The following is a 14948-nucleotide window of genomic DNA, read 5'->3' as shown; positions in this document are numbered from 1 at the left end:
GGGGGCGTTTGGTAAAGCGCGGACCGCAGGGATGAAGCCGATAATCCGGCTTCATCCCTGTTCTTTGACGTGCGGACGCCATCGGCTTGGATGAGAGACGTAGGCGCTGTGTGCTTCAGCCGCCCTTGCGGATCAGGAAGCGATGACCGCCGTCGGCAGGCGAGGCGGCCTCGAGGCTATGGCCGTCTTCCCGGCAGAAATGCGGGATGTCGATGACTGCCATCGGATCGGTCGTTTCGATCTCGAGCAGCGCGCCTGCGGCCATGGAGGCGATGCGCTTGCGGGCCTTCAAAACGGGAAGGGGGCACTTAAGCCCCCTGAGGTCGTAGACCGTCTTTGCTTCCTCAGGCATCAATTGCCCCAGATCTTCCAGAACGGCCGCTTCTTCGGCGGCTCTTCTACGGCGACCGGCGCTTCGGTCGTCGGCGCAACGGTGACTTCGGCATTTGCCGCGGACACGGCGGTCACTTCAGGCTGTGCCTTCTGCGGGGCTGCGACTGAGCGGGTCTGTTTCGCCGCTGCTCCGGCAGGTTGCGCCTGTGGCTGCACGGCTGCCTGCAGTTCAGGGGGTGGTTGTGTGAGCTGCGCCTGTTCTGCCGGTTCGCTCTTGGAGAACAGGTTCCAGAAGGAGTTCTTGGCCGGCTGTTCGACGGCTGCCTGCAGCACCGGCTGGGGTACAGGATTGGCGGCGGGAACCGGCACATGGGTGCCGCCCTTGGTTGCTTTTTCGAGTTCCTTCTTCTGGATCTCGACAGCAACCTTGGTTTCTTCGGCTTCCTTCTGTTCGGCCAGCTTCTTTTCGAGGTCGCTCGCCTTCATCAGCTTGCCGGCATCGATCGAGTTGCCGGTCGGGGCATAGGCAAGCTCGCGGCCGGCGCGCTGCTTGGCGACGATCGCCTTACGCTCGGCCTCGCTCGGCTCATACCAGACCATGCCGTCATACTTCTTCATGGCCTTGTCGTAGTCGAGCTTGTAGCCTTTTTCGAAGGTCGACATGGCCATCTGAAGCGCGGGTGGGGTCGACATGGCAGGGCATGTTCCGCCCGGATTGAATGCGCCGCTGCCCTGCTGGTTGAAGACGTACTTCTTCTCGCAGACATTGATTTCCGGAGGACGCTTGGTGACTTCGAACTGATCGTAGCCGACCTTCAGCATGTTCCAGAATTCGATGTTCGGATTGTTGCGATGACGCGCCATGTTCTCGGCGGTCATGCGGAAGGGGAACGCCTGCAGCTGGACGCTCTGCTGCCCGCCCTTGAAGGCGTCGCGTGCCATCGCGAAAATCTCGATCATCTGCTCGTCGGTCATCGAGTAGCAGCCGGACGACGAACAGGCGCCGTGGATCATCAGATGCGTACCCTGCCGGCCGTTGGCGCGGTCATAGGTGTTGGGGTAGCCGGTGTTGATCGCCAGGTAGTACTTCGAATTGGGGTTCAGCTGCTGCGGGAACAGCGGATAGAAGCCTTCCGGGGCCTGACGATCGCCTTCCTTCACCTTCGGGCCGAGCTTGCCCGACCAGGCACAGATCTTGTAGCTCTTCAGCAACTGGAAGCGGTTGGAGGTATTGGCCTTCCAGACCTCGAGCGTGCCTTCTTCCTTGAAGATGCGCAGCGCGATCGGGGCTGTCTTTTGCATCCCGAGCTCGCTCATCTTGGCGGCCATCTTGCTGGAAAGCTGGTACTCGGTCTTGTTCTTGACGGTCGAAAGATCGACCGTCGCCGTATCCAGGGCATCGTTGGTGCAGCCCGCAAGCAGCGCGGCAACAGTGGCGGTGGCTACAAGGTTTCTCAAGCGCATCAGCGAAAGCCCGTTCAAACCAAAACTCGTCAGTGCGAGCCGCGTCCGACGGGGAGGGCTCTTAGGGAATCAGTAAGCCATTATACTTCACGAATTCTTAACCTTGCAGGGCGCCCTGCACAGACAGTTGTTCATGACGCCACGAATATGGCCAAGGTTTGGCCACAGTCCGATTTGCGGTTGCGAATTCTCTGGCGAACAATCGCCGGGAATCAGAGGTTCCGGCCGATATTGAGGTACTTTTGTCGGCGATCTGTGCGCAGTTCGTCGCCATTGCGTCCGGACAGTTCCTTCAGCGCATCGGCGATCACCGTTCCGGTGCGGGCGATGACCGACTGCGGATCGCGGTGCGCGCCGCCGACGGGCTCGGGAATGATGCCGTCGATCACACCCAGCGCCTTCAGATCTTCAGAGGTGATCTTCATGTTGCTGGCGGCTTCCTTGGCGCGGGTCGAATCGCGCCAGAGGATCGAGGCCGCCCCTTCCGGCGAGATGACGCTGTAGATGGCATGCTCGAGCATGTAGACGCGGTTGCCGGTGGCGATCGCGATCGCGCCGCCGGAGCCGCCTTCGCCGATGACGACGGTGACGATCGGGACGCGCACGTTCAGGCACATTTCCGTCGAACGGGCGATGGCTTCCGCCTGGCCGCGTTCTTCCGCGCCGACGCCGGGATAGGCACCGGCGGTGTCGATCAGCGTGATCAGCGGCAGGCCGAAGCGGTCGGCCATTTCCATGATGCGGATCGCCTTGCGGTAGCCTTCAGGGCGCGGGCTGCCGAAATTGTGCTTGATGCGCGACTTAGTATCGCTGCCCTTTTCCTGGCCGAGGACGGCGACCGGCATGCCGCGAAAGCGCGCAAGCCCGGCCTGGATGGCCTCGTCGTTGCCATAGTTGCGGTCGCCGGCAAGCGGTGTGAACTCGGTGAAGAGCTCTGCCGAATAATCGAGGAAATGCGGGCGCGAGGGGTGGCGGGCGACCTGGGTCTTCTGCCACGGCGTCAGCTTCGAATAGATCTCGGCCATCGCATCGCGGACCCGTGTCTCGAGCCGTTCGACCTCATCCGAAGTGTTCACACTCTCGTCTTCGCCGGCGAGCTTCTTCAGTTCGAGAATCTTGCCTTCGAGGTCGGAGATTGGTTTTTCGAAATCGAGATAGTTGTGCATGAGATGCGTTTCCGATCGTTTTGCGACAAGGATCTGCCGGCCGAAACCAGCCTGCCCGGCGGTCCTAATCCTGTTTTTTCGCCTGTTTGGCAAGAGGGTGATGGTTTTGCACGAGGTCGTGCAGCCGTTCTTCCAGAACATGTGTATAGATTTGTGTCGTGGAAATGTCCGAATGACCCAACAGTTCCTGCACGGCACGAAGGTCGGCGCCGTTGGCAAGCAGGTGGCTGGCGAAGGCATGGCGCAGCACATGCGGCGAGATCGTCGCCACGCGGATGCCGGCGCGCGATGCCAGCGATTTCAGGTCCCGGGCAAAGACCTGGCGGGGAAGAAACCCTGCCTTTGCCGATGACGGAAACAGCCACGGGCTTTCGCGCTCGCCCTTGTCCGCTTTCGCAAACTCTTCAGCCAGAGCCGAACCGTACGTGCGCATCGCGCGGATTGCTGCCTGCGACAAGGGCACAAGCCGCTCCTTATTGCCTTTGCCGCGGATGACGAGAAAACGCCCGTCCTGGGCAAGCACGCTTGCAGGCAGCGACACCAATTCGCTGACGCGCATGCCGGTGGCGTAGAGGAGTTCCATCAACGCATGCATGCGCAGCCTGGACAGCCGCTCCGGACCGCCCGTCGTTGCCGCGGCTTCGCTCTCTGCCTGACCGATCAGTCGCGATACGTCGTCAATGCTCAGCGTCTTCGGCAGGCTTCTGCCTTTCTTCGGCGCATCGAGAATGCCGGTCGGGTCGTCGCCGCGCAGACCTTCGGCATAGAGGAATTTGTAGAATTGCCGGAGCGCCGACAGCCGGCGGGCCTGTGAAGAGGGCTTGAAACCCTGGCCGGCGAGATGGGCGAGATAATGCCGGAGATCGTCGGTCACCGCACCCGTCAGGCCCGTTCCTCGACTGCGCATGTGGGATAACGCGTCTTCCAGGTCGCGCTCGTAAGATTGCAGCGTGTTGACGGCGGCGCCGCGTTCGGCGCTCATCATTTCGAGGAAGGCCTCGACATGTGCCGCGGAAAGGTCGCTCATTGTGTCTTGTTGACCCGCTCGGAGGGGATCTTCACGGTCACATTCCGCTCGACCGGCTCGACGAAGGTGACGAGCGCGATCATCGTGCCATAGACCAGCCCGGCGATGACGCCGCAGAAAAACAGGAACCGGAAGAGGGTGGGCATTTCAGTCTCCTCTGCATGGTTGCTTAAACCGGAGCGAATCCAGGTATAAAATCATGCAGCCGTTGAATGTGTTGCGGCAGCCTGTTGCGCGTCTGGATGGACACGTGGCCCGTTGGCGGATGCCCAATCTATATGAACGCCCCTTTCGCCAAGTTCAAGAAGCTTGCACGGAGGGCCGCGACGGCTTGACGCTCCACCCCGATTTGTCGATACCGGAAGGGAATGGGGAACAAGAAGTCCAATGAACGACGTGATCGAACCGGTTTCCGCGACGCTTGCCGAACGGGCGAAGCTTGCACTCGGTAAACGCAATCTCGTTTTCATCGGCCTGATGGGTGCCGGAAAATCGGCGATCGGTCGGCTGACGGCGCAGGCGCTCGGCATACCCTTCGTCGATTCCGACCACGAGATCGAGCGCGTCTCACGCATGACGATCAGCGATCTCTTTGCCCGTTATGGCGAGGACGAGTTCAGGGCGCTGGAAACGCGCGTTTTGAAGCGCCTGCTGCGCACCGGACCTCGCGTCGTTTCGACCGGCGGCGGCGCCTATATCAACGAGCGATCACGGCGCCAGATCAAGCGCGGCGGCCTGACGATCTGGCTCAATGCGGAACTCGACGTGCTGTGGGAGCGGGTCAACAAGCGCGACACCCGACCGCTCTTGAAGACCGAGAACCCCAAACAGACGCTCGAAAACCTGATGCGCGCTCGCTATCCGATCTATGCCGAAGCCGATCTGACGGTGATGTCGCGCGATGTGAACAAGGAGACGATGGTGGAGGATGTTCTCACCGCCGTCATAGATTTCCGGAAAGTGCCCAACGATGAATAACCATGTGATGCCTGCTGCCGAACGCAAGGTGCGTGTCGATCTCGGCGATCGTTCCTATGACATCCTGATCGGCCCGGGGCTGATCGCGGCTGCCGGCAACGAGATTGCGTCGCGCCTCAAGGGGCGCAAGGTCGCCGTTATCACCGACGAAAATGTCGGTCCGCGCTATCTCGAGCCGCTGATGGCAAGCCTCAAGCAGAGAGATATCGAGGCCGTGTCGCTGGTGTTGCCCGCCGGCGAAAAGACCAAGAGCTTCGAGCATCTCATTCCTGCCTGCGAGGCCATCCTCGGCGCCCGGATCGAGCGCAACGACGCGGTGATCGCCCTTGGCGGCGGCGTCATCGGCGACCTCACCGGCTTTGCGGCCGGCATCGTGCGTCGCGGCTCGCGTTTCATCCAGATCCCGACATCATTGCTGGCGCAGGTGGATTCCTCGGTTGGCGGCAAGACCGGCATCAATTCGCCGCACGGCAAGAACCTGATCGGCGTCTTCCATCAACCGGATCTGGTGCTGGCCGACACAGATGTGCTGGACACGCTGAGTGAGCGCGAGTTCCGCGCCGGCTACGCCGAAGTCGCGAAATACGGGCTGATCGACAAGCCGGACTTCTTCGCCTGGCTGGAAAAAAACTGGCAGGCGGTGTTTTCCGGCGGTGCGGCTCGCATCGAGGCGATTGCCGTCAGCTGCCAGGCCAAGGCCGATGTCGTGGCGGCGGACGAGCGCGAAAACGGCCTGCGCGCGCTGCTCAATCTCGGGCACACCTTTGGCCACGCGCTCGAGGCTGCCACCGAGTACGACAGCGCCCGTCTGGTGCATGGCGAAGGCGTTTCGATCGGCATGGTGCTGGCGCATCAGTTTTCGACGCGCATGAACCTTGCGAGCGCCGACGATGCGACCCGTGTGGAAGCGCATTTGCGCGCCGTCGGCTTGCCGACGCGCATGGACGAAATCCCGGGCAGCCTGCCGCCGGCCGAAAAGCTGATGGACGCGATTGCCCAGGACAAGAAGGTCAAGGGCGGCAAGCTGACGTTCATCCTGACCCGCGGCATCGGCCAGTCCTTCGTCGCCGACGACGTGCCGGCCTCCGAGGTCCTGAGCTTCCTTCGGGAAAAGCGTCCGCAATGAGTGGCGAAGCGTTCCTGGCGTTTCTTGGCGAATACTGGCTGTCGATCTTCGCGGTCTTCTGTCTCTTGTTGTTTTCCGCCTTCTTTTCCGGCTCCGAAACAGCGTTGACGGCTGCCTCGCGCTCGCGCATGCATTCGCTCGAAAACAATGGGGATGAGCGGGCTGGTATCGTCAACCGGCTGATCGAGCGGCGCGACCGGCTGATCGGCGCTCTGTTGATCGGCAACAATCTCGTCAACATTCTCGCCTCGTCGCTGACGACGAGCCTGCTGATCGGCCTGTTCGGCAATTCGGGCGTGGCGATCGCCACCGTCGTCATGACGGTGCTGCTGGTGATCTTTTCCGAAGTGCTGCCGAAGAGCTGGGCGATCGCCTCGCCGGACCGCTTCGCACTTGCCGTGGCTGCTCCGGTTCGGTTGTTCGTTGCCGTGGCCGGCCCGATTTCGAGCCTCGTCAACGGCATCGTGCGCCGCATCCTTTCGCTTTTCGGCGTCAACCTTTCGTCCGAGATGTCGATGCTATCGGCGCATGACGAGTTGCGTGGCGCGGTCGACTTGCTGCACCGTGAGGGGTCGGTGATCAAGGCCGACAGGGATCGTCTTGGCGGCGTGCTCGATCTCGGCGAACTCGAGATTTCCGACATCATGATCCACCGTACCAACATGCGGGCGATCAATGCCGACGATCCGCCGGAGATCTGTGTGCGCGAGATCCTGCAGAGCCCGTTCACGCGGCTGCCGCTGTGGCGCGGTGCTGCCGACAACATCATCGGGGTGGTGCATTCCAAGGATCTTCTGCGCGCGCTTGCCGAACCTGATGTCGAGCCGGAAAATCTCGATATCGTCAAGATCGCACAAAAGCCGTGGTTTGTTCCCGACACGACCAATCTCAAGGATCAGCTCAACGCCTTCCTGCGTCGCAAGCTGCACCTTGCCATCGTCGTTGACGAATATGGCCAGGTTCAGGGACTGGTAACGCTCGAGGACATTCTGGAGGAGATCGTCGGCGATATCGCCGATGAGCACGACCTCGACATCCAGGGCGTTCGCCAGGAGGCGGACGGCTCGATCGTGGTCGATGGCTCGGTGCCGATCCGTGATCTCAACCGCGCGCTCGACTGGTCGCTGCCGGACGAGGAAGCGACGACGGTTGCAGGTCTGGTGATCCACGAATCGAAGAGCATTCCGGAGGAACGTCAGGCCTTCACCTTCCACGGCAAGCGCTTCATCGTGATGAAGCGGGTGAAGAATCGGATCACCAAATTGAGGATCCGCCCGGCAGACGACCAGACGCCGATCGCCTGACGACTACCAGCGTGTCGGCTCGCCCGGTGCCGCCGGCTCGACGGCCAGCGCGTGCAGGCCGGCATCCAGTTCGGGCTTCAGGAGGTCGTTGATGGCGCGGTGGCGCGCCACCCGGCTCATACCGGCAAAGGCATCGGCAACGATGCGCACGCGCATATGGGTTTCACCGCCGCCGTCGAAATCCGGTTGGTGGCCCGCATGCAGGTGGCTTTCGTTGATCACGGCCAGCCGTTCGGGATGGAAGGCTTCGGTCAGTTTCTGTTCGATCGTATCCCTGAGCGACATTCTTCCGTCCCATTTCCTTGGTTGCTGGACGCCCTTGTTTCGTGCGGGTCCGGCGATGCTGCCTCGGCGGCGCAAAAGGCCCGCACAAAGCCAGCAACATTCCGGTTTGTCAATTCTTGTTGTGGCTCCGGCCAAGCCCCATAATGAGCGCCATGAGACTCGATTCAAAATACTTCGATCGCATTCGGACACGGCGCAAGGTCGAGCCGCGCGCTGAGCCTACCGCTCCCACCTGTCAATGGGACGGCTGCGACAAGAACGGCGTTCATCGTGCACCCGTCGGCCGCAACGCCGAGGGGCAATACTTCATGTTCTGCTTCGAGCATGTGAAGGAATACAACAAGGGTTACAATTTTTTCTCCGGTCTCTCCGATAGCGAGGTCGCGCGCTACCAGAAGGAAGCGATAACGGGACATCGCCCGACCTGGACCGTCGGCGTCAACAAGAACGCCAAGAACGGTCCGACCCAATCGCAGACCCGTTCGGGCTCCGCGGGCGCCCAGGCGCGCATGCGCGATCCCTTTGGCTTCGTCAGCGAGGCAAAGGCGCGCGCCGGTCGTCCAGAGCCGCGGCAGCGCAAGCTGAAAACGCTCGAAGCCAAGGCCTATGAAACGCTCGGCCTTGGCGCGTCGGCGACCGCCAGCGATATCAAGGCGGCGTACAAGGAGCTGGTCAAGAAACATCACCCTGATGCCAATGGCGGAGACAGGGGATCGGAGGAGCGTTTTCGTGCAGTAATTCAGGCCTACCAATTGTTAAAACAGGCTGGTTTCTGCTAACAACGCGGATTATTACAGAAGCACTTTTGCAGGCGAATGCGCGGGTGCCGCCGGTGGCCGCTCTGGAGACATGATGAGCAAGATTGACCTCGACATTTCCAACCTCCCCGACACGACCGTCTCGGTTCGGGAGGTTTTTGGCATTGATACGGATTTGCGCGTTCCCGCCTATTCCAAGGCTGACGCCTATGTGCCGGACCTTGACCCTGACTACCTCTTCGACCGCGAAACCACGCTCGCCATTCTCGCAGGCTTTGCCCATAACCGACGCGTGATGGTTTCGGGCTATCACGGTACCGGTAAGTCCACCCACATCGAACAGGTCGCAGCGCGCCTGAATTGGCCGTGCGTACGCGTCAACCTCGACAGCCATGTCAGCCGTATCGACCTCGTCGGCAAGGATGCGATCGTCGTCAAGGACGGCATGCAGGTCACCGAGTTCAAGGACGGCATTCTGCCTTGGGCCTACCAGCACAATGTCGCGCTCGTCTTCGACGAGTACGACGCCGGCCGTCCGGACGTGATGTTCGTCATCCAGCGCGTGCTGGAATCTTCCGGCCGCCTGACGCTGCTCGACCAGAGCCGCGTCATTCGCCCGCACCCGGCGTTCCGCCTGTTTGCGACCGCCAACACGGTCGGCCTCGGCGACACCACCGGCCTCTACCACGGCACGCAGCAGATCAACCAGGCGCAGATGGACCGCTGGTCGATCGTCACGACGCTCAACTACCTGCCGCATGACAAGGAAGTCGACATCGTCGCTGCCAAGGTCAAGGGCTTTACGGCCGACAAGGGCCGCGAGACCGTTTCCAAGATGGTGCGCGTCGCGGATCTTACCCGCGCCGCCTTCATCAACGGCGACCTTTCGACGGTCATGAGCCCGCGTACGGTCATTACCTGGGCCGAGAACGCTTACATCTTCGGCGATATCGCCTTCGCCTTCCGCGTAACCTTCCTCAACAAGTGCGACGAGCTGGAGCGGGCGCTGGTCGCCGAGCATTACCAGCGCGCTTTCGGCGTCGAGCTCAAGGAGAGCGCCGCCAACATCGTGCTTGAAGCCACCGCCTGATCCATGGGTCGCCTTCCCCCCCAGGGAAGGCGACCTGTGACTTTGTGGCAAACTCGATGATATCCCGCCGGGGTATCATCGCCTCTGGCTGAAGAAGGAACTGTCGTGAGCTCGAACTCCAAGGCAAAGCCGACCACGCGTGAAAATGCCGCCGAACCGTTCAAGCGGGCGCTTTCCGGCTGCATCCGATCGATTGCTGGCGATGCCGAGGTGGAGGTGGCCTTCGCCAACGAGCGGCCGGGGATCACCGGTGAGCGCATCCGCCTGCCTGAAATATCGAAGCGTCCGACGCGGCAGGAACTCGCCGTGACGCGAGGGCTTGGCGACAGCATGGCGCTGCGGAAGGCCTGTCATGATGCGCGCATCCACGCGACGATGTCGCCGCAGGGTGCCGATGCGCGGGTGATCTTCGACGCTGTCGAGCAGGCGCGTGTCGAGGCGATCGGCTCGCTGCGCATGGAAGGTGTTGCCAAGAACCTGAGCTCGATGCTCGAAGAGAAATATTCCAAGGCCAATTTCGGCGCGATCAGCAAGCAGGCGGATGCACCGCTCGGCGAGGCCGTTGCGCTTCTGGTGCGTGAAAAGCTGACCGGTGAGAAGCCGCCGGCATCCGCCGGCAAGGTGCTCGATCTCTGGCGCGACTTCATCGAGGAGAAGGCCGCCGGAGACATCAAGAACCTGTCGTCGACGCTCAACGACCAGCAGGCCTTCGCCCGTGTCGTGCGCGACATGCTGACATCGATGGATGTGGCCGAGAAATACGGTGACGATGACATCGAGCCGGACGAGCAGGAAAGCGAGACCGACGAGGATCAGCCGCGCAGCCAGGAGCAGGACGAGAGCGCCAGCGACGAGGAAGCCGGCGACGACGCCGCTCCTGCCGACGAGAACCAGGCTGCCGAAGAGCAGATGGAAGAAGGCGAGATGGACGGCGCGGAGATTTCCGACGACGACCTGCAGGACGAGGGCGACGAGGACAGCGAGACACCAGGCGAGGTCAAGCGCCCGAACCAGCCCTTTGCCGACTTCAACGAAAAGGTCGACTACACCGTCTTCACCCGTGAATTCGACGAGACCATCGCTTCCGAAGAACTGTGCGACGAGGCGGAACTCGACCGCCTGCGCGCCTTCCTCGACAAGCAGCTGTCGCACCTCCAGGGCGCGGTCGGGCGGCTGGCCAACCGCCTGCAACGCCGCCTGATGGCGCAGCAGAACCGCTCGTGGGAGTTCGACCTGGAGGAGGGCTATCTCGACAGCGCCCGCCTGCAGCGCATCGTCATCGACCCGATGCAGCCGCTGTCGTTCAAGCGCGAGAAGGACACCAATTTCCGCGATACGGTCGTGACCCTCCTGATCGACAATTCCGGATCCATGCGGGGCCGGCCGATCACGGTTGCGGCGACCTGTGCCGACATTCTGGCGCGCACGCTCGAGCGTTGCGGCGTCAAGGTCGAGATCCTCGGCTTTACCACCAAGGCGTGGAAGGGTGGGCAATCGCGCGAGAAGTGGCTGGCTGGCGGCAAGCCGCAGTCGCCGGGCCGCCTCAACGACCTGCGCCACATCATCTACAAGTCGGCCGATGCGCCATGGCGGCGTGCGCGCCGCAATCTCGGGCTGATGATGCGCGAGGGACTGCTCAAGGAGAACATCGACGGCGAGGCGCTGATCTGGGCGCATGAGCGGCTGATGGCGCGGCGCGAACAACGCCGCATCCTGATGATGATTTCGGATGGCGCGCCGGTCGACGACTCGACGCTGTCGGTCAACCCGGGCAACTATCTCGAGCGGCATCTGCGCGCCGTCATCGAGCAGATCGAGACGCGCTCGCCGGTCGAACTCCTGGCGATCGGCATCGGTCACGACGTGACGCGCTACTATCGCCGGGCCGTGACGATCGTCGATGCCGACGAGCTGGCCGGCGCGATGACCGAGCAGCTTGCCGATCTGTTCGAAGACGAAAGCATGCGCCGCCGTCCCGGGCGAGCTCGCCGCGCAGGATAATCGCTTAACCGGGGCGACTTGTAGCCGCCCCGTTCATCCCAGAAGACGGCGGCACGCTTGTCGTTCCCTCCCTGCCTTTCCTGCCCGCCGAAGGAACATCCTCATATGCTTGGTCGCGGCCTCCTCGTTCTTTGCCTGCTGGCGTCGGCCTGTCCGGCTATGGCTGCCAGTGACAGCGAGACGCTGCCGATCCGCAGTCGGCAGATCGATGCTTTCAAGGTTGGTTCCAGCCAGACGCGGTTTGGCCAGCTGGAGTTCATCGGCGGCCTGGAGATGACGTCGTCCAATGCGCTGTTCGGCGCCGTCTCGGCGATCCGCTTCCGTCCGGATGGAGCCTCTTTTGTTGCAGTCATGGATACTGGTCATTGGCTCGAAGGGGCCGTGACCCGCGACGCCGCCGGCAAGCTTTCCGGCCTGACGGACCTGACGGCGACGCCGATGGCCGACAGGAGCGGCGCGGTCGGGCTGGAAAAGTGGAAGGTGGATTCGGAAGGTCTGGCGCTACGCGAAGGCGAAGTGATCGTCAGCTACGAGCAGTCCCACCGCATCGATATCTACCCGGACCCCGGGTTTTCCGTTTCGGGGCCAGTCGGCAGCGTGCCGTTGCCGTTTCCGGCAACCGAACTGCGCAGCAATGGCGGGCTCGAAACCGTGGCCGTTTCACCGGCTGACAGTCCGCTCGGCGGCGCTGCCGTCACGGTGTCGGAGCGCAGCGTCGACAAGGCGGACAATCTGCTGGCCGGCATTCTCGACGGGCCGATGAAGGGCGCCTTCGCAGTTGTTCGCACAGAACCCTACGCCGTCACCGACGGCGCTTTCCTGCCCGATGGCGATCTCCTGCTCCTGGAGCGGCGGTTCAACTTCGCCTCCGGGCTCGGCATGCGCATCCGCCGCATTCCCGGTGCCACCATCCGGCCAGGCGCCGTGGTCGACGGCGACGTCATTCTCGAAGCCGACATGGGCTATCAGATCGACAATATGGAGGGCCTCGACGTGGTCGCTGGCCCTGACGGTGATATCAGGGTCATCGTCGTTTCCGACGACAACCACTCGATCCTCGAGCGCAATCTCATGCTGGAATTCCGGCTGATCAAATGAAAACGGGGCCAATCGGCCCCGTCGTCAATTCAGCTGTCTGAGATGGATCAGGCCGCGGCCTTGCCCGCAGGCATGGGCTTGATCACGCTCATCAGCGCGCCATAGGGCAGCAACATCACGATGCCGCAGAGGATCTTCACCGAGAGGTCGCCGAGCGCCCAGGAGATCCAGCGCGGGGCCTCTGTGGCAAGAATGCCGAGCAGGGGCGCCGTCTCCAAGGCAAAGCTGTCGTTCGGTCCGAAGAACACGAAGAACGGCGCGAAGGCGAAGGAGAAGAACATCGCCGTGTCGAGCGCCGAGCCGATCAGCGAGCCCGCCAGCGGCGCCTGCCACCAGCTCTGGCGGCGGAGCCGGTTGAACACCGAGATATCCAGCAGCTGGCCGAACAGGAAAGCGGAGCCGGAGGCAATCGCGATGCGCGGCGTGGCGGCGAAGAAGGAAAGGACGATCGCCACGAGGAAGCCGACGACGACGACACGACGCGCAATGCGCGGGCCGAAATGGCGGTTGGTCAGGTCGGTGACGAGGAAGGCGAAGGGATAGCTGAAGGCGCCCCAGGTCAGGAGATCGCCGAGCTGCATGCCGGCGATCGAGCCTGGCAGCGGGTACTGAACGAGGAAGTTCGACGCAACGACCACCAGGGTCATGAGTGCGACGTAGACAAAGAACGTGCGGTTGATAAGCATTTTTTTATCCTGGGAGATGCCACCAGTTGCGCGGAAGCCAGGCTTGGACGCCTGGCCGATGAAATCTGCAAATTACACACGAGAAAAAGGCTTGCCGGATAAACCCGCAAGCCTTTTTAAAGTCGTGTCGAAGACAGACGCTAACGCCGATTAAGCGGCGGCAGCTTCAGCGTTCTTCTTGACGATCTGACGGCGCAGCAGGCGAGCGCGCATGCTCAGCTCGTTCTCGTCAGCCTTCACGAGGAAAGCGTCGAGGCCGCCACGGTGTTCAACCGAGCGAAGAGCGGCTGCGGAAACGCGCAGACGGAAGCGCTGGCCGAGAGCATCGGAAATCAGCGTGACGTTGCACAGGTTCGGAAGGAACTTGCGCTTGGTCTTGTTGTTGGCGTGGCTGACATTGTTGCCCGACTGGACGCCCTTGCCGGTCAATTCGCAACTACGGGACATGGTACACCTATTCTCTTTATCGCCGCCGGACGATGCGGTAGCGGGCCCAGAGCCCAGGCCGCGTTCCTGTTGGCCATTATTGGAAAGTTGCGGTTCTATAGTCAGAGACAGCCCGCCCGTCAAGCCAAACCTCTTGCATTCTCGGAAAACCGCGGTTTCTTGCGGCTGTTTCTGCATCAGGCAGGCTTGATAGCGGCCACACTAATGCTTCGCGATGGCCATTCCAAGCCCATTCGTGATGCGCTATCTGTTGTCCTGTGGATGCAGAAGAAGTCCTTGGCGCGGCTTTGGCCCCGGCGGCCGGATCTCCCGGAAAAGGCGTAGAAAAGCCGCAAACGACCTGCATTCCAAGGCATTGCGACGACATTCGAGTGATGGATCTCTTAGGGTATGAAGTTGCGCATCGGTTCTCGCGCGGTAGCGCTTTTGTCGGCGGCATTGTTTTCCACAGCATCGCTTGCTGCGGATATCGAGCATCAGACCGATTACAGCATTTCGCTTGCCGGATTGCCGCTTGCGAGAGCGTCATTCCATACGGCCCTTGAAAAGAATCGCTACACCATTTCAGGAACACTGCATTCGGCCGGTCTCGTCGACATCTTCAGTCGGACATCGGGCCAGACCCGTGTTTCGGGCGTCATCGGCCGCGACCATCTGCGCGCAAACGAATATTCGATGTCCTATCGCAGCGGCAAGAAGGGCCGGGCGATCAATGTCACCTATGCCAACGGCAACGTCGTGCATGCCAGCATGACACCGAAGCGCACGCCGCTACCGAAGAACTGGGTGCCGGTGACCTCTCGCGACATGCGCAACGTGCTCGACCCGCTGTCCGGCCTGATCATTCCGGGTAAGGCCCGCGTCTGCCCCAACACGCTGCCGATCTTCGATGGCGAATCGCGTCTCGACATCAAGCTGTCGGCGAAAGGAACCAGGCCGTTCAAGACCAAGGGCTTCGACGGCGAGGCGATCGTCTGCGGCATCCGCTTCGTTCCAAGGGCGGGCTACAAGAAGGGGCGCGAGGACGTCGAGTATCTCAAGCGTCTGCAGACCATGGAAATCTGGTTTGCCAAGTCGGACGCCGTCGATGTCTATGCGCCGGTCTATGTTCGCATACCGACCAAGCTTGGTCCGGTGACGGTTTCGGCCACGCGATTCGGCGGTTGAAACCACCAGTCGGTGGCG

Annotated in this window: 16 protein-coding genes; 8 read left to right on the top strand and 8 right to left on the bottom strand. The window is 61.9% G+C overall.

The window, feature by feature from the left end:
* Window positions 1-115 precede the first annotated feature (115 nt).
* From LPJGGPFB_RS29690 to LPJGGPFB_RS29670, 5 genes are all read right to left on the bottom strand, one after another.
* The gene (locus tag LPJGGPFB_RS29690; RefSeq protein WP_173423534.1) at window positions 116-352 is read right to left on the bottom strand and encodes a sulfurtransferase TusA family protein; all 237 of its coding nucleotides are present in this window, start codon (window positions 350-352) and stop codon (window positions 116-118) included.
* Window positions 352-1797, bottom strand: a complete 1446-nt coding sequence (locus LPJGGPFB_RS29685; RefSeq protein WP_173423533.1) for a L,D-transpeptidase family protein — start codon at window positions 1795-1797, stop codon at window positions 352-354. The genes LPJGGPFB_RS29690 and LPJGGPFB_RS29685 overlap by 1 nt, the downstream gene beginning before the upstream one ends.
* A gap of 212 nt (window positions 1798-2009) precedes the next feature.
* Window positions 2010-2963 (bottom strand): acetyl-CoA carboxylase carboxyltransferase subunit alpha, encoded by a 954-nt coding sequence (locus tag LPJGGPFB_RS29680; RefSeq protein WP_173423532.1) that lies wholly within the window; start codon window positions 2961-2963, stop codon window positions 2010-2012.
* Between the two features lie 64 nt (window positions 2964-3027).
* Complete coding sequence (gene xerD / locus LPJGGPFB_RS29675) at window positions 3028-3990, bottom strand: site-specific tyrosine recombinase XerD (protein ID WP_173423531.1); 963 nt, start codon at window positions 3988-3990, stop codon at window positions 3028-3030.
* Window positions 3987-4136, bottom strand: coding sequence for a hypothetical protein (locus tag LPJGGPFB_RS29670; protein WP_139353876.1), 150 nt, complete (start codon window positions 4134-4136; stop codon window positions 3987-3989). Before LPJGGPFB_RS29670 ends, xerD begins: the two co-directional genes overlap by 4 nt.
* Window positions 4137-4377: 241 nt before the next feature.
* Between LPJGGPFB_RS29670 and LPJGGPFB_RS29665 the strand changes: the two genes are divergently transcribed.
* Genes LPJGGPFB_RS29665 through LPJGGPFB_RS29655 form a run of 3 tightly spaced genes read left to right on the top strand, consistent with a single transcriptional unit; the run spans window position 4378 to window position 7398 of the window.
* A complete protein-coding gene (locus tag LPJGGPFB_RS29665) occupies window positions 4378-4968 on the top strand; it encodes a shikimate kinase (RefSeq protein ID WP_173423530.1) in 591 nt (196 codons plus the stop codon).
* Entirely contained in the window at window positions 4961-6094 is a 1134-nt protein-coding gene (gene aroB / locus LPJGGPFB_RS29660) for a 3-dehydroquinate synthase (protein WP_173423529.1), read from the top strand. Before LPJGGPFB_RS29665 ends, aroB begins: the two co-directional genes overlap by 8 nt.
* Window positions 6091-7398: an HlyC/CorC family transporter gene (locus LPJGGPFB_RS29655; protein ID WP_173423528.1), complete on the top strand. Its 1308-nt coding sequence runs from the start codon at window positions 6091-6093 to the stop codon at window positions 7396-7398. Before aroB ends, LPJGGPFB_RS29655 begins: the two co-directional genes overlap by 4 nt.
* A 3-nt stretch (window positions 7399-7401) precedes the next feature.
* Here LPJGGPFB_RS29655 and LPJGGPFB_RS29650 read toward each other — a convergent pair whose 3' ends face one another.
* On the bottom strand, window positions 7402-7683 hold the full coding sequence (locus LPJGGPFB_RS29650) for a BolA family protein (protein WP_025424659.1): 282 nt from the start codon (window positions 7681-7683) through the stop codon (window positions 7402-7404).
* A 143-nt stretch (window positions 7684-7826) separates the two neighbouring features.
* On the opposite strand from LPJGGPFB_RS29650, the gene LPJGGPFB_RS29645 reads away from it, so the two are divergent.
* The 4 genes from LPJGGPFB_RS29645 to LPJGGPFB_RS29630 all read left to right on the top strand — a co-directional run bounded on the left by LPJGGPFB_RS29645 (window position 7827) and on the right by LPJGGPFB_RS29630 (window position 12630).
* Window positions 7827-8462, top strand: coding sequence for a J domain-containing protein (locus LPJGGPFB_RS29645; protein WP_173423798.1), 636 nt, complete (start codon window positions 7827-7829; stop codon window positions 8460-8462).
* 73 nt (window positions 8463-8535) lie between these two features.
* Complete coding sequence (gene cobS / locus LPJGGPFB_RS29640; RefSeq protein ID WP_077501023.1) at window positions 8536-9531, top strand: cobaltochelatase subunit CobS; 996 nt, start codon at window positions 8536-8538, stop codon at window positions 9529-9531.
* A gap of 105 nt (window positions 9532-9636) precedes the next feature.
* Entirely contained in the window at window positions 9637-11532 is a 1896-nt protein-coding gene (cobT, locus tag LPJGGPFB_RS29635) for a cobaltochelatase subunit CobT (RefSeq protein ID WP_173423527.1), read from the top strand.
* Window positions 11533-11637: 105 nt separating this feature from the next.
* Window positions 11638-12630: an esterase-like activity of phytase family protein gene (locus LPJGGPFB_RS29630; protein ID WP_173423526.1), complete on the top strand. Its 993-nt coding sequence runs from the start codon at window positions 11638-11640 to the stop codon at window positions 12628-12630.
* 47 nt (window positions 12631-12677) lie between these two features.
* Here LPJGGPFB_RS29630 and LPJGGPFB_RS29625 read toward each other — a convergent pair whose 3' ends face one another.
* Window positions 12678-13316: a VUT family protein gene (locus tag LPJGGPFB_RS29625; RefSeq protein ID WP_173423525.1), complete on the bottom strand. Its 639-nt coding sequence runs from the start codon at window positions 13314-13316 to the stop codon at window positions 12678-12680.
* 150 nt (window positions 13317-13466) lie between these two features.
* On the bottom strand, window positions 13467-13763 hold the full coding sequence (gene rpmB, locus LPJGGPFB_RS29620) for a 50S ribosomal protein L28 (RefSeq protein ID WP_025424653.1): 297 nt from the start codon (window positions 13761-13763) through the stop codon (window positions 13467-13469).
* A 390-nt stretch (window positions 13764-14153) separates the two neighbouring features.
* Here rpmB and LPJGGPFB_RS29615 point away from each other — a divergent pair, with 390 nt between their 5' ends.
* Window positions 14154-14930 carry a DUF3108 domain-containing protein gene (locus LPJGGPFB_RS29615; protein WP_173423524.1) on the top strand — a complete coding sequence of 259 codons (777 nt, stop codon included), beginning with the start codon at window positions 14154-14156 and terminating at the stop codon, window positions 14928-14930.
* Window positions 14931-14948: the final 18 nt, after the last annotated feature.

The sequence above is a fragment of the Ensifer adhaerens genome, assembly GCF_013283195.1.
GTDB classification, from domain to species: Bacteria; Pseudomonadota; Alphaproteobacteria; order Rhizobiales; family Rhizobiaceae; genus Ensifer; species Ensifer adhaerens_G.
Note: the sequence above shows the minus strand (reverse complement) of the source record. Positions and strands in the feature narration are given on the sequence as shown.